Origin of the sequence: Metapseudomonas cellulosilytica (assembly GCF_049334135.1) — a bacterium.
Classification (GTDB): Bacteria; Pseudomonadota; Gammaproteobacteria; order Pseudomonadales; family Pseudomonadaceae; genus Metapseudomonas.
On record NZ_JBHZGN010000002.1, the window covers coordinates 25633 to 47272 of the forward strand.

15 protein-coding genes and 1 pseudogene are annotated in these 21640 nt (G+C 55.3%); 10 read left to right on the forward strand and 6 right to left on the reverse strand.

Annotated elements, in window-relative coordinates:
• Positions 1-25: 25 nt before the first annotated feature.
• Positions 26-1981, reverse strand: coding sequence for a HAMP domain-containing methyl-accepting chemotaxis protein (locus ACFW0H_RS30145; RefSeq protein ID WP_459077281.1), 1956 nt, complete (start codon positions 1979-1981; stop codon positions 26-28).
• 577 nt (positions 1982-2558) lie between these two features.
• A pseudogene (locus ACFW0H_RS02320) lies at positions 2559-2720 on the reverse strand (integrase); the annotation flags it as partial.
• 367 nt (positions 2721-3087) lie between these two features.
• Here ACFW0H_RS02320 and ACFW0H_RS02325 point away from each other — a divergent pair.
• The 5 genes from ACFW0H_RS02325 (at position 3088) to ACFW0H_RS02345 (ending at position 10013) form a co-directional block, all read left to right on the forward strand.
• Positions 3088-4404: a metallophosphoesterase gene (locus ACFW0H_RS02325; RefSeq protein WP_422912288.1), complete on the forward strand. Its 1317-nt coding sequence runs from the start codon at positions 3088-3090 to the stop codon at positions 4402-4404.
• Complete coding sequence (locus ACFW0H_RS02330; RefSeq protein ID WP_422912289.1) at positions 4401-5432, forward strand: GTPase-associated system all-helical protein GASH; 1032 nt, start codon at positions 4401-4403, stop codon at positions 5430-5432. The genes ACFW0H_RS02325 and ACFW0H_RS02330 overlap by 4 nt, the downstream gene beginning before the upstream one ends.
• A 266-nt stretch (positions 5433-5698) precedes the next feature.
• Positions 5699-6466 (forward strand): TRAFAC clade GTPase domain-containing protein, encoded by a 768-nt coding sequence (locus ACFW0H_RS02335; protein ID WP_422912290.1) that lies wholly within the window; start codon positions 5699-5701, stop codon positions 6464-6466.
• Positions 6466-7386 carry a TRAFAC clade GTPase domain-containing protein gene (locus ACFW0H_RS02340; RefSeq protein WP_422912291.1) on the forward strand — a complete coding sequence of 307 codons (921 nt, stop codon included), beginning with the start codon at positions 6466-6468 and terminating at the stop codon, positions 7384-7386. Before ACFW0H_RS02335 ends, ACFW0H_RS02340 begins: the two co-directional genes overlap by 1 nt.
• Positions 7387-7388: 2 nt before the next feature.
• On the forward strand, positions 7389-10013 hold the full coding sequence (locus ACFW0H_RS02345; RefSeq protein ID WP_422912292.1) for a GAP1-N1 domain-containing protein: 2625 nt from the start codon (positions 7389-7391) through the stop codon (positions 10011-10013).
• A 752-nt stretch (positions 10014-10765) separates the two neighbouring features.
• On the opposite strand, the gene ACFW0H_RS02350 is transcribed toward ACFW0H_RS02345, so the two are convergent.
• From ACFW0H_RS02350 to ACFW0H_RS02360, 3 genes are all read right to left on the reverse strand, one after another.
• The gene (locus ACFW0H_RS02350; RefSeq protein ID WP_422912293.1) at positions 10766-12208 is read right to left on the reverse strand and encodes a tetratricopeptide repeat protein; all 1443 of its coding nucleotides are present in this window, start codon (positions 12206-12208) and stop codon (positions 10766-10768) included.
• A 384-nt stretch (positions 12209-12592) separates the two neighbouring features.
• Positions 12593-13105 carry a hypothetical protein gene (locus ACFW0H_RS02355; protein WP_422912294.1) on the reverse strand — a complete coding sequence of 171 codons (513 nt, stop codon included), beginning with the start codon at positions 13103-13105 and terminating at the stop codon, positions 12593-12595.
• 16 nt (positions 13106-13121) lie between these two features.
• Positions 13122-14639, reverse strand: a complete 1518-nt coding sequence (locus tag ACFW0H_RS02360; protein WP_422912295.1) for an HlyD family type I secretion periplasmic adaptor subunit — start codon at positions 14637-14639, stop codon at positions 13122-13124.
• Between the two features lie 656 nt (positions 14640-15295).
• Between ACFW0H_RS02360 and ACFW0H_RS02365 the strand changes: the two genes are divergently transcribed.
• The 5 genes from ACFW0H_RS02365 (at position 15296) to ACFW0H_RS02385 (ending at position 20483) form a co-directional block, all read left to right on the forward strand.
• Positions 15296-16573, forward strand: coding sequence for an aspartate aminotransferase family protein (locus tag ACFW0H_RS02365; RefSeq protein ID WP_422912296.1), 1278 nt, complete (start codon positions 15296-15298; stop codon positions 16571-16573).
• A gap of 10 nt (positions 16574-16583) precedes the next feature.
• Positions 16584-17651 (forward strand): phosphotransferase enzyme family protein, encoded by a 1068-nt coding sequence (locus ACFW0H_RS02370; RefSeq protein ID WP_422912297.1) that lies wholly within the window; start codon positions 16584-16586, stop codon positions 17649-17651.
• A gap of 46 nt (positions 17652-17697) precedes the next feature.
• Positions 17698-18495: an SDR family oxidoreductase gene (locus ACFW0H_RS02375; RefSeq protein WP_422912298.1), complete on the forward strand. Its 798-nt coding sequence runs from the start codon at positions 17698-17700 to the stop codon at positions 18493-18495.
• A gap of 321 nt (positions 18496-18816) precedes the next feature.
• Positions 18817-19554, forward strand: coding sequence for a hypothetical protein (locus tag ACFW0H_RS02380; RefSeq protein WP_422912299.1), 738 nt, complete (start codon positions 18817-18819; stop codon positions 19552-19554).
• Positions 19555-19706: 152 nt separating this feature from the next.
• On the forward strand, positions 19707-20483 hold the full coding sequence (locus ACFW0H_RS02385; RefSeq protein WP_422912300.1) for a CHAD domain-containing protein: 777 nt from the start codon (positions 19707-19709) through the stop codon (positions 20481-20483).
• A 504-nt stretch (positions 20484-20987) separates the two neighbouring features.
• Here ACFW0H_RS02385 and ACFW0H_RS02390 read toward each other — a convergent pair.
• Complete coding sequence (locus ACFW0H_RS02390) at positions 20988-21563, reverse strand: MarR family winged helix-turn-helix transcriptional regulator (RefSeq protein WP_422912301.1); 576 nt, start codon at positions 21561-21563, stop codon at positions 20988-20990.
• Positions 21564-21640 lie beyond the last annotated feature (77 nt).

Here is a 21640-nt window from a genome sequence, read left to right on the forward strand (position 1 = left end):
GCATCGATAAGAGCCCTGTCGCTACTTAGGTGCGAAATTGTTGAACCAGCTCTCTTAGCTCTCGCCCCAATCGTGCCAACTCCGCACTTGACGCTGCAGTCTGCTGACTCGCACGAGCGCTCTGCTCACCGATGCCACGTACCCGGCTAACGCTGTCATTGATGGTTTCAGCAACTACACTCTGCTGCTCAACCGATGCGGCTATCTGCTGATTCATTTGCTCTATGGTGCTCACTGAACGAGTGATGCGGACGAGAGCATCACCAGCTTCGGTAGCCAGAGCCACTGTGCGCTGAGTTTGCTGGCAACTACTCTCCATCTGATGCACCGCGTTACGCGCCAATAGCTGGAGGCCGGCGATCAACCCTTCGATTTCCTCGGTGGAATCATGGGTGCGACATGCCAGCGCGCGAACCTCATCGGCGACTACCGCAAAGCCCCGCCCTTGCTCACCCGCGCGGGCCGCTTCAATTGCCGCATTGAGCGCCAGCAGGTTGGTCTGCCCAGCCACCCCCCGAATTACTTCGAGCACGCTACCGATGCGCGTGCTTTCCTGATTCAACGCATCGATGGCAGCTGCGGACTGCTGCACTTCAGTGGCCAGCTCGCCAATCTGGCTAACTGCCTGCTGCACCACCTGGCTGCCTTGCTGCGCCTCTAGATCGGCGACCCGGGCGGCCTGCGACGCCTGCTCCGCACTCCTGGCCACTTCTTGAACAGTTGCAGCCATCTGGTGCATGGCTGTAGCTGTTTGCTCAGTTTCCAGAGTCTGCGTCTGCACCCCGCGATTGGTCTGAGCGGTAATAGTGGAAAGTTGGTCGGCAGAGACTGCGATCTGGCTAACACCCTCGCCGATGCGTCCCACAAGGTTCCTCAGGCTGAAAGTCATGCCCTGCATCGCCGCCAATAATTGACCAAGCTCATCATTACGCTGCTGCGTGATGTCGTGACTCAGATCACCTTCAGCAATACGCTGCGCAAAGGCCACTGTTTGGCGAAGCGGCACGACTATTTGGCTCGCGATCAGCAGCGAGGCAGATAGTCCGATCAGCACAGCAACACCGCCCATCAAACCGAGCAGAAACACCACACGGCGACTACTGTCGCTCATAGCTTGACCTTGTAAGCTTTTCTCTTCTTCGGCCAACGCCAGCGCTGAACGAGCACTTTCAATCATGGTTGACTGAATCTCGGCCGTCCTCTTGCCCACCAACTGGTAGTTAAAGAACGCGTCTTGGTAGCTCTTGAGAGAAACAAGGGCTGCATCGATACTGCCCCGCTGCCCTTCATCCAACCAGATGCGCAAATTGGTCGCGAGCGCGCCCTGTTCTGCGCTGATGGAAATCCAAGCTTCCAACGCTTCGGCAGATCCGTCGATGATGTACAGGCTTTCATTGCTACGTAGGTCGAGCATGCGCTTGCTCAACCCTGACGCTTTCTCGGCCAGAGCGAGCGGATCGCTGCCATTGAACTTGGCGCTGTTAGTGTCCAATTCACGCAGCAGATCGTACATATCCAGCTCAACCGTCTCGAACTGCCTGCGAGCCTCATTGGCTGCCTTGGTCATCTGCTGGCGAGCATCGCGGGCTATATCCTGCTGCTCTACAAAAGTTTCGAACTGTTCGAGATAGTCAGACGCAGCTTGGTCCATAGCCTGCAGAGCCCGACTCTCATTGCCCTTGGCCGATTTCAAATATTGCCCAAGCAACTCACGCACGCGGACGAGCCCTCGGCGTACCGCTTGAGCATCGGCCTCTGTGCGACTTATGGCAAAGTCCCGCTCTATCCGCCGTGTCTGCAAGATCAGCGTATCAATTTCCGACAGCTCCATAACCCGGTGGTAATGTCCCAACACTGAGGTCACGGCAAAAAAACCAGTAGTAGTCACTGCTATGGTCAGGAACAGGACCAACCCGAATCCAATGAGCAGCTTTTTACCGACAGAAAGATCGGCAAATAAGCGTCTGGCGAACTGAAACATACGAAAGCTCCATTTTCTCCATTATTGCGCGACGCTTAAGAGGGTCCTGGCCGATTGTTAAACCGTCGAGGCACACCTGGAAGGAAGATTCACACGATCTTCAGACTGCTGACCGAGGTAACCGGGACCATGGCGACACGCTCTAATATTTGGAGAAAGCCACGCCAACCCGGGGACTATAAACAGGTTTCCCCCAGCCATTTAGCCAAATTTGGCAAAAGATTCAGGCACGCTCTGGATAGATGTACTTCGATGGCGTGCACGGCTACCTAATCCATCACCGAGTGGCCGCTGCGCAATCGCAACCCACTGCCGCTGTGGAGACGTGGGCGAACGAGCAGGGCTGGCGCTGGACCGGCGGGGTGGAGGCGAGCCAGGGGCGCAACTGGGATTCGCGCTATTTGAACGTCGGCGGGGAGAAGGGGCGCAAGGTCAATGAACTGCACCAGACCGCGCGCAATCTGGATGTCTTCGGCGAACTGGAGATCCCCCTGGCCGAGCGCTGGGCGCTGGTCGGCGGCCTGGCCTGGTTGCACCGGGAACGCGAGGTCGACGACCGCCTGCGCTGTAATGCGTTACTGTCGATAGCCAAGTTGAAGAGAGCCAGATCCCGAGCCTTTCCCGCGAGCTGGAGTCTTACACGAATGGCCCAGATATCTCTAAGTCGAAGCGGGGCTTTGTGCCCGACAAGCTTCCCCTTGATCCAAGGTTTATGGCTGTACGAAGCATTGGTGTTCATGGCTTGTCCTCCGCGTTGGGGAGAACAAAGGTGGATCAGCTGCAGTACATGGTCGCTAACCAACCCAATATAGCTGCCGGTGGGAACCGGCAAAAACCGGACAGAAGCACCCGCTGGCGAACGGCAGCTATCGGCCGATTCTGTTGAGAAACTCGCTCAACGCGAGGTAGCGGAAAGAGGGCGTCCTTGCCCCCGACGCATTTACGAGGTGAACGCTTCTCATTAGGGTATGGTGTGGTGGCATGAGCCCGATTTGAACAATCCAATAGTGGTGTACTGCGCCGCCGTGATACTGTTCCCCTGCTGGTTGTTAGATCTTCGATATTTACTGCCGTATACGTTTTAGATGTTCATCGGAGGAACGTTTGTGTCGGCTATATTCATTCATCTCTCAGACATTCACTTCGGCCAGGAAAAAGACGGTGGGAAGCTTGCCACCAATACCGACGCAAAAGATTGCCTCATCAAGGATGTGCAATCTGAGTTGGAGGCCAAAGGGGTCAAAGCTTCGGGCATAATCGTCACCGGGGATATTGCTTACTCCGCTCAGGAAGAAGAGTACGCCGCCGCAGGAGCTTGGCTGGATCAACTTGCAAAATGCGCCGGCTGCGATCCCAAAAGCATTCAGTTGGTCCCGGGCAATCACGATATTGATCGGGGAGCAATCAATGAAGCTCTTAGTTGGAAGCTGCAATTAATTCGTGAAAAGGGCGATGCTTTATTAGATGCTCTCTTGGACGACGATAAAGACCGAGAGTCCTTATTCACACGCTTTGAGGCGTACCGCAATTTTGCCGAAGGCTACGGCTGCGATCTCGATACGCAAGGGGAATATTCTGCAGATTATTACGTCGAGCTCGCGCCCGGCAGAATACTGCGTTTCGTTCGTCTAAATTCTGCGCTTATATGCGCAAAGAAGGATCCTAAAGGTGGCTTGATACTGGGGGCGCGGCAACGAATCATTCCTGAAGTCGATGGCGAGGAGGTAGTTGTGCTTATGCATCACCCCTTACCTTGGTTTTTGGATACCGTCGAAGCCAGGAAGTATATTGAGAATCGAGCAAGGGTGGTGATTTCTGGCCACGAGCATTACCCGTCTGTGGAAGTGACGCCCGTTGAAGGCGGCAGAGACTTAATGATGCTTGCCGCAGGTGCAACTGCGCCGGATGCCGTAGACGGCAAGTATACCTACAAATACAACATTCTGGAGTTTGACTGGGACCAAGAGACGGATAGTTTGGCCGTTACGATCAACCCAAGAACCTGGGATGATTACCGCAAAAGGTTCTCGAGGGATGAGGAGTTCCTTGCAGGGAAAGAAAGCCCTCATATTCTGGCTTCGCCGAACTTTAGAAAATCCGCTCCGCCTGCTCTTGAGGATTATCAACACACCGCCGCCGCCCCAAAGGTAAATGCAATAGTCAACCCTATCTCGGGTGCCGGCAAAGCGGAAATGGATTTTGGTGCGCGGGCTCGCACCTTACGTTTGAAGTTCTTCCGTGACCTAAATGACGCGCAGCGACTGAAGATTCTGGTTGACTTGGCTGGCCTCCCTGATGACATGCACAAGCTGGACCATTCACTAGAGCGTGCATTCTTCGCACGGATTCTAAAGAAAGGCCTTGGCGATGAATTGGCCGCGGCTATCGAAATTGCACTAACGAACCCTGAGGATCACCAATGAGCTTGATGGCTAAACACTCACGCATTTTCTGGCCCGATCCTCAGGACGAACAAGTGCGACGGCTGAACCTGGCGGTGGCAGAGGTCCAGGTGTGGATTCAGTCACTAAGCCCGGCCTCAAGCGCAATCGAATTTGCTGCTGTTCTTGCCAGGGCGTTTGAGTCGGGGACGGTTGATGACAAACTCGCCCACGCGGTCGAGAAAGCGATAGTTAAGAGCGGCAGCGATGCGTTTGTACGTGAAGGAAACGACCTCCAGATTGCAGTCGTTGCTGTGGTTGCTGCCCTCGATCTAGTTCGCAAAGATGAAGCTGACGAGGATGGCTGGGGGGCAATTGATGCCTTCGCGGCTGCTTGCTGGTCAGCGCTCTCGTTCCAGAGCACTGTGGAGAAGGAGGGGCTAGAGGTGCTCCGTGAAGAGCTGCTTTCCGCTACTCATGAGCGAGTCGCCGAAGTGGCTGAGAAATCTCGAGTACGTGCGGTTGTTCCAGAAGTTGGGCTTCTCCACATCCCAGACTCCGCTCCGACGAATGCTCGCTCCAAAACCGCGTTCAGAACGGCTGTCGAGCCCCTTGTAAAATCCCTACGCGAGAATGCTGAGCTCGACCGAGAGGAAATCGACTTTCTCTGGTGGCGGCTCTCTGATTGGAGCGGTGTCCTAGAGAAGCCTCTCTCGTCTCTCTCTGATGTCAATCGCGCCGTGTATTCGGGGTTGGAATGCGGTTCGATGCTACGACGCCCGCCTTCAAGTGGACATCGAAATGTCGCCTTGCAAGGTATCTCGAATGAAAACTCTTTCACCCTTGCACAGCTTGTGGGTGAGCTCGAAGTAGGCAATGAGAAACTGCAAGCACTCATAAATACGGACGATGTCACCGCAGCGGGAGAGGTCTATCCACTCTTGAACTCGATTCTGAGTGGCGACGTTGAGGCGTTCGGATCAGCAATACCCAGAACCACTAGGGATTGGGGTGGGCGCGCCCTTTTGGAATCGAGTGTGCTGCAGTTAAATAGGCGGAAAGGGTCCTGAGTATGCGCCAATGCTCTTTTGATAGCTGCACATATAGCATCACCGGGCGCTGCATCCAAGGTACATTGGAGTCTGAATGCCCGCATCTCCAGGAAGCCGATGATTTCGAAGAGCCCACTTCCCAAGCTGTAGAACTAGACGAGAGGGATTGGCACCGACCAGAAAGGATTGAGGACGCAGCTGGGCATGCCGTTCTACAGCCCACGGAGGAAATTCCGCGCCTTCCCTCCAGCATGACCCTTGGTCGTGAAGAGGCTCAGGAGCTCATGTGCAGTGAAGCCACCACAATGGTCGGCATCGTAGGGCTGCCCGGCTCAGGTAAAACAGCCTGCTTGGTTAGCGCTTACTTGCTACTTTCACGTGGCGCGTTCCAAGGTTACTCCTATGCCGACAGCCGCAGCCTGATGGCGTTTGAGCAAATTTCGCGCGGTAGTCGACAATGGGCCGCTGCTGAATTTCAACGTCAACTAACAGTGCGAACGGAACTGGCAGATGATCGGCAGGCGGGGTTTCTTCATTTCAAACTACGTCGGACAACAGATGGACGTCTTTTAAACGTCTTGTTGCCTGATCTACCAGGTGAATGGTCAACATCGCTGATAGACAAGGCCGATTCAGAACGGTTTGAGTTCATAAAATCGGCCGCTGTAATTTGGATCATGGTAGATGGGCGGGATTTTGTAGATATCAAGAAGCGAAACTATGCAATTCATCGAACAGAGTTACTTATCACGCGACTAGCGGAAATCGTTCCGCCATCCAGTACCAGGTTGATACTTGTACCTAGCTGGAGAGACATCGGTGCTTTCCCGCGAGCCGCGTTTGATCAGGTGCAGGCGGAAGCAGCATCCCGCGGATTCAGTTTGAATCTTTCGCCGATTGCGTCTTTCTCGGAGAATAATCTGGTTCCGCCCGGCGAGGGAGTCGCTGAGCTGCTCGACATTACATTAAACCATTCGCGCGAATGCCCTGCATTCTGGCCTGACGACCAAAGAGGCAAGGTTCGAAAGCTAGCTGGTTTTAGGAGCCTATAGTGGAATCAAAGTCGATTATTCTCATAGGCGGTCCGGATTCTGGGAAAACAAACTATTTAGCACGCCTATGGCCCTCGTTTCAGCGCAAAAAAGGGGAACTGCGCGCAGATAAAACCCCGACCGATATCAGTTACGTAGATAGTGCCGTTGAGCACCTGATGATGGGCGAATTTGCTCCTCGATCTGATAGAAATCTGGAAGTTGGTCGTGCCGATTTTTCCATTGATGTCAGGGCGGGCTTTGGGAACGGCGAACTTCGTAGCTTAATGATTCCCGATATATCAGGTGAGCTTTGGACTAAAGCTGTCGCTACGTCTGAAATTTCTACAGAGTGGCTAAATCTCTTGCAAGAGTCGGAAGGCGCTGTTCTCTTTGTTCGGCACGCGTCAGATCAGACGATTCAGCCCCTAGACTGGGTCACTGCCAGATCTGTCCTCAATTTACTGTCTGGCGATGATTCGGAGATAGAAGACGACACAAATGGTGAGCCAGCCGATCTGGCCGAACCTCCTATCGAGAGCCAAGAGCAAGCTATTCCAACACAGGTATTATTGTGTGAACTGTTGAGGTACTTGAGTACATTCCTCGCTGATAGGGCTGACGGTAGTGCTCCAAAGGTATCCGTTGTCATAGCCGCATGGGATATGATTGGACCAGAACTCAGAGCCGAAGGGCCAAGGAAGTACTTAGCGCAAGAGTTTCCTTTGTTTGCTGGCCGGCTGGCTTGCGAAAGCCGTCTTAGTATTAAGATTTTCGGAACATCAATCGTAGGCGGTGATCTGAACGATGATCCCGATTTTAAAGCAACGTATTTCGATAGACATATTACGGATCATGGATATGTAGTTGTGCAAGAGCCAGATCGTGTCCAGACAGTAGACGACATTACCCTGCCAATCGCTTGGGCTATAGGGACGTAGGTTTGGAATCTCTAGACGAACAGCTCCATGGGTATCGGCAGGGACATCAACTGCTATCCAGCACCGCTCGCCTGCCCAGGGACGATCAGGACCTTATTGATCGCCTTTCTGATATAGCAGGTCCTTTAGGGCCTAATGAACGCTTTTCGCCCTACGTTACATTTTATCCACTTCCAAGTGGATCGCATTATGTGGTGGCTAGAACATGGCAGGACCTCGACGCCCCTCGCGCTGGCTGTGTGCGGACGCGAAGCGTTTTAGTGCCTATGCCTGCATGGGTGGAGTTAAAGAACGTCGCCGGTGTTGTAGGCCTTATCTCCAACGTCGGGGCTGTGGAACCCGCGAAGAAGCGCGCGCTGCTGGACACGGAACCTTCTCCTTTGGCTGATATCGATCCACGGCATGGTATTGAGCTTGTCGAGGCGTTGTTTCTTGAGGAACGCGCCCCAATTGTTGTCTTCGACTCGGACTACGCGGAAATACTTACGCTCAGGGTAGTTACAGCGCTATGGCCGAGTTTCCGCAGGAATTTCTCCGCCTCGACATTTTGCCGTTCACCTCGATCAATAGGGCGGCGCAGTTTCGATCTCGTATTCGCTCCCAAGGATGCTCGTTCCCGATTCGGTGATTGGCTTGGAAGACGGATAGATGGCCGAAAGAAAGATCCAATTCGCCATCAATGGTCAAAATCTATAGCGGAAAGCGTGCTCGCCACGCCCTATCCATCTTTAAAGACGCTGGACTCCATCGGCGAGATGTCTGCCGACGGTGCAGGGTCTGAGTCAGCTTTGCGTGTTTCCCTGCTTTGGGAAGATCTGAAGAAAAAATCTAGAACTACTCCGAACGCAGCGCTTGGATTGCTCGATATCGCGAGTACTCGTTCGGCACGTAAGCCAGAAGTAATTCGATCTTTAGAGCCGATCTTGGTTAAGGCGGCTCGTATGGCGACTTCCGAACTCCCTTCCGAAGACGCTTGGAAATATCTTAAGGCGCTCGTATCAAAGCTGAGTGGCGAACCAATAACATTCGAGATGAAGAATGCGATAGCCGAATCAGCTGCGCGGCTTACACGCACTTCGCCCGGCGAGGCTATTAGGTTTACGTTATCTCTCCTTTCCGGCCCTATGGCTTTCGATCCTGTGGTTCATGGTGTATGCGACACATTGGATTCGTTGTTTGATCGAGATATTGCCGCAAAGCTTGCCGATCTCGAGGACATGGAGCTGCTCCGGCTATCCCTTTCTAGCCCTCCTCTTTTGAGGCGAATGGTGCAAGAAGGAGACCTGCTGCCGACTAGGCTAGCTAGAGCGATATCCCGGACGGGCCATGGATTTCCTCGAGAACTTTGTAAGAGCCTAAGGCCGATGCTTGTGGATGATTCGCACGCGGCTCTTGCTGAGATACTATTTGAAAGTATCACTCAAGAAGAACTAAAATCCCAGATTGTCCATACCTATCACGTGAACGGGCTTCGACATCCAGATATTCGCTCGGTGCTTTTGGCGTGTGCGCGTAGGCTTGGAGTATCAGTGGGAGTCCGCGATACCGTCTCAGCGCTGCCGCCTAGCAGGCATATCGACTTAATGCTTGAAGAGCTCATTGGGCACAAGGCCGTTGACCTTGAATGGCTGTTGTTCAACGACAACCTCGCCGAGGACCGTCGCCAGACTCTCCTTTATTCAATGCTTTCTTCTGCCTCGCGCAATGAACTGAAGAATCTTCTTTCTTCCACTGCGCTAGTAAGACGGGTATTCGAGGTGCTCGGATTAGAGTTACCTTCGTATGTAAATCTCCTAAGTGTGATTCTTAAAGAGATCGACCTTCCTGTTCTTGATTCGTATAAATGGATCCTCGCTTTGATACCTCGTCTTAGTAAAAAAGACGCGGTGGTTTGGACTCTTAGGGCGATAGAGCTTTCACTTAAACTAAGCGTGAGTAATGTTAGCGCTAAGAAACTAGCAGGCCTTCTCAACGAAGCAGGCTCTGAGCTGTCAGGATCCCGATTCTTCGCGATTGGCCTGAGCGACAGTGTTCCGGCGAAGATTGCGGAGCGCAATATCGAGGCTATGAAGCAGTGCAAAGGCGATGCTCGTAAGCGGCTATGTGCATCGGTCGATGAGCTGGCTGAGCAGTTGGCGAGGCGGCTTCCCCTCGATTTGTCTCTAGAGGCAACCGAGGCGGTGGCAGATCTACTTTGGGAGTCGAACCAAAAGAGCTACACAGCGCTTGAAAGGGCTTCTATTCGATTACTGCCATACGTACTGACCCAGCCATCAGTTTCTGCGTCGCCCCTAATACCAGTTACGTTCCCGATCATTTATCTTGAGTTAGCCCGAGACACGCCGTCCCATTTCATCTCGATGATTTTTCGCTTCGGCGATTGGGACAAGTGCAGAACAGCACGCCAAGGTTTGATAGACGCCTTCATGAAGTCGGACTGGAGAATAGTTGATATTGCTACTGCTGCGGCGCGGTCAGCTGACGCGAAGAAGATATTAGAGGTGCTTACCTACGAACCTGGCGGCTATAAATTACTTGAATTCCTCTCTTCGGAGATTGACTCAGTTCCCGGCACCAGTAGAGGCTCAGTCAGGTACGCGCTAAGTGAGATTCTGGATAAGGATTGACCCTATACACTGATGTGCCGCCCATCTCTAGTTGATCTTCGATAGATACCGAGATCAGCTACCAGTGGCGTTGCCGGCTTTCATTCCATTGAGGGCTACGCCTACGGGCGGCGGAGAGAATCAGGGTGGCGTCCTTCAAACTAAGCACGGCCTTGGTGTGCATATCTCTGTCCTCGAATGAGAGGAGATTTTCGGTATCGAAGGCCTAGCGCCGCCTCGAGGTTGCTCACTCTCCGACGCGATTCAATGCCGCACTGGGATTGGTCGATCGCTGTCGAGATGAACATGGGTGCCTGCGTGGCGAATCCTCAATAGGTATATGTCGGCCGCGCCAAGTCGGGACCTAACACTCGGATTTCGAGATCCCCCACTTGCAGCAGCGCCTTGCGATCCAGTGCCGCAGCAGAAGATCCGACAGTTCCGAACTGGGGAACGCCATTTGGTCCGCTTTTGGCCGGTCTCTGCCGGTCACGACCGGCAGAAGTCGACCGATTCTGTTGAAAAAGTCGGTGTCACTCCGCTTCACCTGCACGGAGTCGCAAAAACGGCCGATTTAGGCATTGCTACGCGAAATCTGGAGCAGTTCAGTTTCCGCAACGACTCAGATTTCAACCTCAGCCACGCACTTCCGTGAGCGAAAATCGCATCGGGAGTTTTTCAACAGAATCGACCCGAAGCGGACTGTCGCATGATGCGCAAATCGCGCCAGGATCGGACGTGCATCACCTCGTTATTTGCCTCATCAAATCTGCTCAGGGCGTCTTGCGTGCAGCCTCCGCTAAAGCTGATGCCACCACCATTAGGCTTTCAGCCTGCGACTCGATGTCGTGACCACCTGTCGTGCCGTCTCGCGCCCCGCTGGCTCGTTGGTACGCAGATAAAAATGCCGCCGAGGCCTGCCGGGGTTGATCGCGTTCCGCATAGAGAGTGGCAACCGCTGCCTCAGCCTTGATCCGGTCGGCGATGCGACGCGAGCTGATCCGGTCGACGAACGATGGCAGTGCATCGGCAATTGTTCCCGCGCTGTCGGTAAAACCAGATCTCCGCAGGGAACGAGCCAACTCAATCAAGACATCTATATCCCAGGCATATACCGAATCGTGGAAGGAATGCGCATACTGGGACCAGGCAGCTTTATACGCCGCCTCCGCACCACTCCGGTTTCCGCCGGCCAGTTCGGATTCTGCCAGGTGTGTCCAACTCTGCGCTCTCAGCCTATGATGCCCCTCGGGCAATTGGCCTATGAAGATCCTGGCTGCCTCCACGTCGCCACGCTTGAGCGCACCTGAGATGATGGTACCGAGAGTTTCGCTTCTATAGTCCACATACAGATTGGCATTGAGGTCGGCAATTATCGCCAGTGCCTCCTCATGATATCCAAGCGCCGCAGCATGTATGGCATAGTCCGGCGCCAATACTTCATCGGAACCATACTGCCTGGCCGCGTCCATATCTCCCAGTTCTATGGCTACTTGTGCCAGCCGCTTGTTCGCTATCCTTCTCGCTGGAACACGGGCGATGCGTTGGGCAGCAGTGAAGCCCGTCTGTACCGTCTGCAACGCGGCTTCTGGAAGACCGGCGCGGATCTGCAATCTGGCCAGAGCGGCGCATGTATGGGCCACCTCTTCCGCATCGGACATCTTATCCAGGCTCGCGACTAGTGGATGGAGCATCCAGGCTTGTAGCCGAACGTCTTCCTTCATCACAAGATCATCCGCCATTCGACGGTGGATGCCAGGCAGCTTCGCAGCAGATGTTAAAGCCTCCTCGTAAACTCGGCGCGCATCCTCTTCATAGCCAAGCTGAAGGTAGGCCATGCTAATACTCGTCAGCGCAAGCCGGCCCACTTCTGTTTGCCGGGCATAGCTCAGCGCCCGCTGCAACAGGTGAAGTCTTTCGCTATCGTCCAGATCGGGCGCTTTCTCTGCGACTTCAAGGAGAATCACTGGGCGCATACCGACCGGCTTTGCTTCAGCGGTTTCTACCGCATCCGCAACGAAACCGGCCAGTGCCTGTTCACGGGCCAGGCCCCACAAACGGGGAGAGATACGTCGCGCCTCAAGGAACAAATTCCTGCTCGCATTGCGCCATTTTCCTTCGTTGACAAGGGACTCGACGCTGGACTTCCCAGCCCACACGCTGTCGTTCAGGCATAGCCCGAGCAAGGCGATGGCGATTATGAAAATCCTTTTCATCTCGTAAAAACCTACTCCATGCGGCGGCGCAATTCTGTGTCCAGGGGCCGGAGACAAGCAACTGCACCTCTCCGTCACGCCGACGGGATTGAACAGTGTCAATGTCGAAGGGCATTCGACCCGCCACCCCAGATAGAGAAAACCCAGTTGAACCTTCAGGACGCGACTCTGGCCTTATTTCTTGCGGCTCGTATTCATCGCACCGACAAAGCGATCAAGACCACTGCTAAGCGATCCCCCTCGGACATAGCTTGACCGGCAAGCCTCTCACCTACGCTCTCCATTGTCTGAGCGAAGGCCTCTATAGACTTTACCGCGTAATCCTCAAGATAATCGCTTGAAGCCGTCGACTGTTGTGACCCTGCCATAACCTGAATCTCCATTTCAGTTGAGTTTTTCTTCAAAATTAATTATGACGCCCTTTAAAAACGCATATATAAGCCCATAAAAACAAATCCAAGCGCTAAAACTTAAAACCAAGAACCCAAGATAATTATTTCGATAAAGTGAGATCAATCTTCCAGAGCTAGCGCTATCCGAAGGGCCATTAAAGACCCACCAAGCGAACCCAAAAAACAACAACCCCATAACAATTGAAACCATCAAGCATGCAATAACTCCAGCCCTCCTTTCAACTTCTGCACAAAAAGATATATACACAGTTGATACGAAAAACAATGGCATAGTAATCCAAAATAAAGACCACATTGAAATTGCCTCGCAGGAAAACCTTGTCGCGCCAGCAAATTTCATAACTCCAGGGATTATTAAATAATACTCACCTGGCAAGCCATTACTAATTGCCTCACAAAAAACAAGCGCCACCATATAAACAATCGCGACGGGAAAAATTAAACAACGATTAAATATCCGAGAGTTTTCAGTAGAAATTTTCATATCAGCTCCAACCTCATCAAGCTAAAACCAAGACGAAACAACGAATAAAACTCACCGCCCCCAAACTCTCATCCTGATACTCCTTAAGCGGACTTAAGAAGTAATCGATCACCTTGCGCTTATCTGTCTTCACTTCCGCCCGCACTGCCACCCCCGGCGACAGGGCAATTTGCTCGTCGCCTACGCGGATAGTGTTTTCCTTCAGCTGGATTCGGGTGCTGTACAACAAGCCGAGCTTTTCATCCTCGATGGCATCGTTGGAGATGCTGATAACTGTGCCGTGCACTACCCCGTATTTGGTGAAGGTGAGGGTCTCGACCTTGATCTCGACAACTTGGCCCGGATGCAAGAAGCCTATGTCCTTGTTTTCCAACATGGCCTCCACTTCCACCGACTGATCGCTGGGGACTATGACCATCAGTGACTGAGCCTCGGTGACCACGCCGCCTTCGGTGTGGATGGCCAACTGCTGCACGGTGCCAACCACCGGGGCGATGAGGCGCGTTAGGCGGTTGCGTTGCTCGGCCTTCTTCAGCTCCTGGGCTAGGGCGGCGGCAAGCTGATCGGACTCATACTGCAAGTCGAGCGTCGCGCGGCGGGTCTGGGCGAGGATGCTGTTTTGCCGGCGCTCGGCCTCTTTCTTCGCGGCCATCAACTCCAGCACGTGGGCTTGCTGCACCAGAAGTTCGCGCTCTTGATCCATCCGCGCCTGCTCCTTTTCCAGCCAGGCGTGTTTACCTACGATGGCCTTGTCCAGCAGGCGCTTGTAATCGGCGGATAACTGGCGGGTGATGGGCAGGCTTTCCTTCAGGGAGGCCACCGTGGCTCTCGCGGCCTGGATTTCTGCCGCCTGTGCGACCCGCCGTGTGGGCGAATACATAACTGCGCAGGCCCGAAAGCAGCGATTCGAACTCATGATGCCAAGCAAGCCGATGGCGATCACATCCAGTGTCGATAAACCGCGATGGACCAGCACCTTGTCCATCACGACCTGGAAGAACAATGGTGTGATCAGGGCAAAGAGCTGCAGTACGAAGGACACCAGCAGCACTTCGCCGAGCAGCTTGCGGTATTTGACGATGGCCGGGATGAACCAGGTGAAATCGAACTTGGATAGCTCGCCGGCGATAGTCGCTTCAGAGCGTATCAACACCAACTCGCCGTTCCAGCGTGCGCCCAGATCAGCAAGGGGCAGGACTTCTGCGCGCTGCGTCCGTGGGTCATGGATCAGCGCCTTGCCATCATCTAGGCGCGCAACGATGAAGAAGCCGCCGTTGGCATCTCCCGCGATGGCTGGTAGTGGGGTATGGCTGAGACGTTCCAGGGTGCTACGCACTGCCTTGGCTTTAAGCCCCAAGTGCTTGGCGGCGAGAAGCAGTTCCGGCAGGGCGAAGGACTCGCCGTGCGGGGTGAACTCATGGACGAGTTGCTCGGGAGAAGCGGCCACATTATGAAAACGGGCCAACATGACCAAACAGGCCAATCCTGTATCGACTTCGGGTGGAACACCCGATTCCTGGTGCGCATCTGACATCTGCATTCCCTTGCACAGACATAGCCTTTTCCGGGGCAGGCTATTCAAACAATTGATGCAATTTACTAGTGGCGTATTGCCATGAGAAGTCTCTACAGGAGAAGGACCTCTCCCCAGGTGAAGAAGCATGGGGCCCGTCACATTTTTTAGCGCGCTCAGTCGAGCGTATGAGCACTGCCTAGCCTGTCTAGTGCACGGAGATCGAGGGGCAGCAGTGGAAAGAATGCGAATGATTAGGAGCGATGATTCGTCATCGCCGTTGGCGCCGCTTCGTGCTGCCTTTGCAGAACACTTACCGAGAAGACACAGGTCATTCCGGGCCTCTGAACTGAATTGCTCATCGCCCTAGGAGCCTGGTTCGCCCTATGCGGTCCCGCGAGGGAATGTGCGCTACTGGAGGCAGGGCAACTGGCCCGGGCGCCAGAAACTGACATTCATACTCTGGCGCGAGCAGCTTGATCTATCCCTTGCTGACCTGCACCCGCCAATCAAATTGGACGCATGCCAATTTCGGATAACGTCCCACTTCGGCCCTTCTTACTCTTAGGCGACACAGCCGATGCGTCGGCATGAAAGCTATTGCAGATCTCCAGGCCAGAGCTGCCGACGGGACCTCCTGCGATTCAGATCCACCATCGAAACAAGAGGAGCGACTGGTGACCGAAACTGAGCTGCTGAAGCGCAGAAATAAACTGTTGGGCAAGGCTGCGCCGCTGTTCTATGACGAGCCACTGCACATCGTGCGTGGCGAGGGCGTCTGGCTGTTCGACGCCGACGGCAAGCGCTACCTGGACGCCTATAACAACGTACCTGTGGTTGGGCATTGCAACCCAAAAGTTGTCGAAGCGCTCAGCCGTCAGGCCGCCCAACTCAACATTCATACCCGCTATCTACATGAGAATGTGGTCAATTACGCGGAGAGACTGACAGCTACGTTCGACACTTCGCTGGACATGGCCTTTTTTACCTGCACCGGCAGCGAGGCCAATGAACTGGCCTTGCGGATTGCCAGGATGACGACCGGGGCCAAAGGCATCATTTGCTCAAACTGCACCTACCACGGAAACACCGCGGCGGTGGATGAGTTGTCAACCATGTTCACCGGCGGCCGGTCCAGCAGCCCCACAGTGCGCACGGTGCCATTTCCCGATCTGTACCGCCCTCTCAACGGTCTGCAAGGCGATGCACTGATCGACGCATATGTCGCTGAAGTAGCCAAGGCCATTGAATCGCTGAAGGCAGCCGGCGTCGGCTTCGCCGGACTGCTGTTCTGCCCCATCTTCGCGAACGAGGGCCTGCCCAGCGCTCCCCCGGCGTACGTACAGAAAGTGGCTCGTTTGGTTCGCGATGCAGGTGGTCTACTGATATTTGACGAGGTGCAGTCGGGCTTCGCCCGCACCGGGCGGATGTGGGGCCAGGACTTGGTCGGTGTAGTCCCGGACATAGTCACCATGGGTAAGCCCATGGGCAACGGTCATCCGATCGGCGCTGTAGTGTCACGAGCAGACATCGTCAACGCATTCCGTGAGCGGGTGATGTATTTCAACACCTTTGGAGGCAATCCGGTGTCCTGCGCAGCAGGGCTCGCCGTGCTGGAAGTGATCCAGGAAGAGCGACTGGTCGAGCACGTTGCGCAGGTGGGCGAGCATACGCTCAAGGGGCTGCGCGAACTCCAGCAGCGCCATGAAGTAATCGGCGACGTCCGCGGCACGGGGCTGTTCTTCGGCATCGAGCTGGTGCTGGACCGCGAGCGCAAGCTTCCGGCGGGCGACCTAGCCAAGCGCGTGGTCAACTTGATGAAAGATCGCGGCGTACTAATCAGTCGCCTAGGCCCGAATGACAACGTGCTTAAAGTCCGTCCGCCATTGCCGTTCACGACCGAGCACGCCGACCAGTTCATCAACACCCTCAACGATTGCCTGGCAACCCTCTAGGAGCCGCCCCATGAGCTTACAATCCGAAATCAGCCAGGACGAAATGCTGGCGAATCTACAGGCGCTGGCGCTGGCGTCGTTGCAGCACTGGGAAATCAACTGCCTGAACATCTCCCTGATCAAGTACCGGGAAAACGCGGTATTCAAGGTCGAGACTACCAACGGCAACCGCTTCGCGCTCCGCGTGCACCGTGCCGGCTACCACTCGGACGAGGCACTGCACTCCGAACTACAGTGGATGGCCGCACTGCAGCAATTTGGGATCGATGTGCCAGTCGTGGTGCCGACCGTCACCGGTGATCTGTTCATCCTGTCAACCCTACCCACGACCGGCGACACGTTACAGATCGATCTGTTCGAGTGGATCGAAGGTAGCCAGCTCGGCACGGCCGAAGGCGGTCTAGGCGACGATGTTCAGCAGATCGAGCACACCTATCGGACTATTGGCAGTATCGCCGCACGCCTTCATGAGCACGGCAAGCAGTGGTGCCTGCCTGCGGGATTCAAGCGCCACGCCTGGGACGAGAATGGCTTGGTCGGCGAACAGCCCTTCTGGGGACGCTTCTGGGAGCTAGGCAGTCTCAGCACAGCGCAACGCGAGCTGATCTTGACCGCCCGGGAAATCGTTCGCTCCGAATTGCAAACGATGACCACGCTTCCCGAGCACGCCGACTACTACGGCCTGATCCACGCCGACTTCGTGCCTGAGAACCTCATGCTTTCGGGCGACACAGTCCGTCTACTGGACTTCGATGACGCGGGCTTCGGATGGCATCTATTCGAATTGGCTACGGCACTGTACTTCATCCGTACCGACACAAATTTCACTGTTGCCCGCGACGCGCTGATCGAAGGCTATCGTGCGCACAGGGCGCTGCCGGATGAAGTGCTGGCCAAACTGCCGGTCTTCATGATGGCTCGCGGCCTCACCTACCTCGGCTGGGTTCATACCCGAGAGGGTACAGACGTAGCCCGCGAACTTGCCCCTTTCGTAACCGACCTGGCTTGCAGCCTCGCTACCGAGTTTGTCGAGACCCATGGTAACTCCAACCAAGCAGCTCACTTTGCCAATCATTGAGGCCAGGCCTCCCGCAAACGCGCCTAAAACAACAAAGAGGTGAGACATGTTCAAACTGCAAGGAAAAGTGGCCGTAGTCACCGGTGCCAGCCAAGGCATCGGCCAGGGCATTGCAGAGGTGTTCGCTAAGGCGGGCGCCCACGTCGTGGTGGTAGCCCGTAATGCGGAAAAAGGCCGCAAGGTCGTCGCCGAGATCATGGCTGCCGGGGGCCGTGCGCAATGGCTGCAGACCGATCTCAGCACGGCCGACAACGCCAGACAACTGGTCCAAGACGTGCTCGCCGAGCACGGAACACTAGATATTCTGGTGCACAACGCCGGGGTGTTCCCGATGGCGACAATTGACGACCTGGCCGACGCTCAGCTCGAAGAAACCTTAGCGGTGAACCTGAAAGCCGCCTTCTGGCTGACCCAGGCGGTTACGCCATCAATGCGCGAACGCGGCCACGGCCGCATATTGTTCACGTCATCGGTGACTGGCCCGCGAGTGGCGATGCCGTTGCTTGCGCACTATGCGGCCAGCAAGGCCGGGCTGAACGGATTCATCCGCGCCGCCTCGCTCGAATACGCTCGAGACGGCATCACCGTCAACGCGGTCGAGCCCGGCTTCATCCTCACCCAGGCGATGGACCAACTCATCAGCCGCGAAGAACAGGTGGAAATGGCCACTCAGGTGCCGATCGGGCGCCTCGGCCACCCGCACGACATCGGCCACGCAATGCTCTACCTGGCAAGCGACGAGGCAAACTACGTCACCGGCCAGAGCATCATCGTCGACGGTGGATCATGCACACCGGAAAGTTCAGTTCAATTGCAAGGCTTCTACGCAGAGCGTGGCCGATAAGCTTCAGATAGCAGACCGCTTGGGTCATAAGCCCAGATTAAGCCTCTTGGCTTGAGACTCTTGGCTCAGAGGGCTGCCAGATGTTTGGGATGGCAGCCCCTTTGGTTAGGTGGCCTAGAGTCAATTGAGGGCCAGCAGTTCACCCTGCCCCAGCCGAATGGACACTGACTTACGGTTGAGGAGGACTCCAAGGCGGACCCATGACCTAGAGCAGGCTTCGTTCTCTCGAAACAACGTGAAGCGGTTTAGCGGATGCTTAATTGCCGAGACGCGAACCCTGATGACGTCATGCATTAACCATAACAACAAAGAATTGCTCCTATGCGCATCGCCTCGTTGACTCCGCTCCTTCTGTTGTCTTTTTTCGCCCAAGCCGAACCCTTGGCAGAAAATCTACAGACCATTCGGTACTTGGCCTTCAGCGCAGGAAGCCATTTGCTCCTGCACTTCAACCCGAATCAGATCGACAACGATCCACGCTATGCCGAACGCTATCACCACGACTTAAAAAGGATCCAGCAGTTAGTTGTCATGGTGGGAGACCCGGCGCTCGAACAGCTCACTGATCAGCTGGCCAGGGAAGTTGCCGAACTTGAGAGTCAGCCGAAAAGCGATGCTCAACTCCGCCCCTTGTGGATCAATCCAATCCTGCAAACCCAGTCAACGCTGGATCAGATCGCCCAAAAGCGTTACATGCCACTCAGCCCCAAAGGTGGGTCGCGCTTAACCATCGATCGGTTGAGCCTGGATGTACAACGCCTGCTGCTGCTTTACCAAACCCGCACGTTCGGCTCGCTGGGCGTCTACATCGAAGAACTCAAGGAAGACGCACCGGAAACGCTGGATCGTCGTATTACAGAAGGCTTCTCAGAGTTGGCCCGCACGCAATCGCAATCTGCCGGTGAGATTGCCAAGCTTAGCCGCATGTACGAATTCGTTCGCCCGCGCTTGCTGAAACTGGAACTGGGCGCCGTTCCTAGCGGCGCTGCCTACTATCTTGCCCAGATCGGAGATGGGCTGGCTCAGCTCTCCGAGCAGGAGGTGCGGGATACCCAATGAGCCCCAAATTCATCCACCAAGTGCCGGCATGACTGACACTAGCTGGCCTGACGCCGAGCCCTGCCTGCGACCTCAGGCCCTTCCGAGCCATCTGGACCAGATTGCCGCTGTGCGGCAGAGATTAGGTTAATTGCGGAGCGATGTGGGGGGACATGATGTCTGCCGTCGATCAAATTATTACCGAAGTTCTAACTCTCGAAACCGCGCTCTATCACGCCTACGCGCGCCTTGCAGCCAGAACTGACGGTGAAGCCTTGCACGACCTACGGATCAATCTGCGCCGCCTGCGGAGCCTCTTGTATCCTCTGCGCGGGAAAGCAGGTGTCGCCGGACTGGAGGAGGCCTTGTCAGGTGTCGGGAAGCTGACGACCCCGGTGCGCGACTTGGAGGTTTTGATCGATGAACTCCGTCGCAATGGGCTTACCCAAGCCGCAAAAGTCAGATCGCGCAGGTTGTTCTCGAGCTATGCCGACATAGTGGAAAGCACGGTGCTCCATCAGCTCTTCGTCAGCCTGGATGAATGGCCTGAATCGTTTCGTGCCGCTGAGCAGCGCGGTGAGTTGAAGCAACTGAACCGATTAATTGCCCGGCGCCTAACGATGCAGGTTGAGCGGCTGAAAGCTGCCTTGGTAAGCCCGGATCATGATCCTCATCGGCTTCGGCTGCTGGTAAAACGCGTTCGTTACGCGACAGACGCGTATCCAGCCTACTCTTCGATCTCATTTAAGGCCGTGATGGTCTTGAAAAGTGTGCAGTCTGCTCTGGGCACTTGGCACGACCGCTACCAATGGTGCCGGATAGCCGAGCAGGAGCCAGACCTGGAGGCACTCAGCCGGCACTGGCATGCCCAGGCAAACGTGGCTCTGGCGCAGGTGCAGACAGAACTGGCCCGGCTTGCCGAACTGCTGCCGGCTAGCACTCGCACCTAGAACAATTGCTGCCGTACTCGCCGGTGATCAGGTCAGATCGCCTATTAGCTCATCACAGCTTGGCGGAAGGTCGTGCGGCGCCTCCAACCGGGCTTGAAGCCGCTCAGCAAACACTCGGGCTTCCTGTTCAGTGCGAAAGTCGACTTTGCCTATGCGGTCAGAGTAGTAGGCAGTCTGAATACTTGCCTTCGACCGCACTTACTCCGCCTCAATCTGCTCGGAGCCGGAACGTCGACGCTCACAATGGTTGGACACTATCAGCCCCGCATGCAGAAGCTCGAAAGGGGACTCACCGGACGCATACGGCCTAGCGTCCGGCATCGCCATTCCGACAGCATGCATCTAGAAAACCTGGCCATTCGCCCTGCGTCAGCTCTGGCAAACAGCCAATAGATGCGCCCCCTTCAACCGCACGACCATTCAGCACCTGGGAACCTGGCAACAAACACTCGTTGACTTCAAAAAGCATGACGACCACAGGACGTTTGATCGAGGCGATCAAGGCTAGCGCTTGGACCTGCTGTCAGCGATAGGCTCGTGGAACAGCGGGTTGCGCTCCAGGGGCGTCATCTGCAGCCAACCGCTCTCCACCAAGCGCAACAGAGATACCAATTGCTCTACGCGCTGCATGTCGCCCTCGAACTCTCTGAGACCATCCAGACTTGTCGCCGCCAGCAGGGTCACGGCGGAATCGATCAGCCCCATGCCTTTAGAAGTCAGACGGATCAGCTGGCTGCGCCGGTCGAGGGGATCGGCGACCCGTTCCACCACGCCCTTCTCGACCATCTTGTCAGCGCGATAAGTCGCTGCCCCGGAAGTCACCTTGAGCAACCTAAACACGTCGGTAGGCCGCATGCAGTATGGCTCGCCACTACGCCGCAGAGCGAACAGCAGCATCAGCTCCTTGTGGTCCAGTCCGAGCCTGTCTCCGATCTCGGAAATGTGTTGATCGATGAGCAACGCCAAGCTTCGGATGCGCAGCACGATGGAGAGGCCGGTGTGGTCGAGATCTGGACGCTCTCTCTGCCACGCCTGAGCAATCGACTCAGGGCTGGCCGTGGGGGAAAACAAGTCGGTCATGGTTATCCAGCAAGAGAGTGAAGAACTGATGATATCCGATCCATCCCTTCTTGCGGCGAGGTGCGCAACATACGCAC

Coding starts and splice junctions, on each gene's coding strand:
- ACFW0H_RS30145 (WP_459077281.1), bottom strand. CDS start 1,981: ATGTTTCAGTTCGCCAGACGCTTATTTGCCGATCTTTCTGTCGGTAAA.
- ACFW0H_RS02330 (WP_422912289.1), top strand. CDS start 4,401: ATGAGCTTGATGGCTAAACACTCACGCATTTTCTGGCCCGATCCTCAG.
- ACFW0H_RS02335 (WP_422912290.1), top strand. CDS start 5,699: ATGTGCAGTGAAGCCACCACAATGGTCGGCATCGTAGGGCTGCCCGGC.
- ACFW0H_RS02350 (WP_422912293.1), bottom strand. CDS start 12,208: ATGAAAAGGATTTTCATAATCGCCATCGCCTTGCTCGGGCTATGCCTG.
- ACFW0H_RS02355 (WP_422912294.1), bottom strand. CDS start 13,105: ATGAAAATTTCTACTGAAAACTCTCGGATATTTAATCGTTGTTTAATT.
- ACFW0H_RS02360 (WP_422912295.1), bottom strand. CDS start 14,639: ATGTCAGATGCGCACCAGGAATCGGGTGTTCCACCCGAAGTCGATACA.
- ACFW0H_RS02370 (WP_422912297.1), top strand. CDS start 16,584: ATGAGCTTACAATCCGAAATCAGCCAGGACGAAATGCTGGCGAATCTA.
- ACFW0H_RS02375 (WP_422912298.1), top strand. CDS start 17,698: ATGTTCAAACTGCAAGGAAAAGTGGCCGTAGTCACCGGTGCCAGCCAA.
- ACFW0H_RS02380 (WP_422912299.1), top strand. CDS start 18,817: ATGCGCATCGCCTCGTTGACTCCGCTCCTTCTGTTGTCTTTTTTCGCC.
- ACFW0H_RS02385 (WP_422912300.1), top strand. CDS start 19,707: ATGATGTCTGCCGTCGATCAAATTATTACCGAAGTTCTAACTCTCGAA.
- ACFW0H_RS02390 (WP_422912301.1), bottom strand. CDS start 21,563: ATGACCGACTTGTTTTCCCCCACGGCCAGCCCTGAGTCGATTGCTCAG.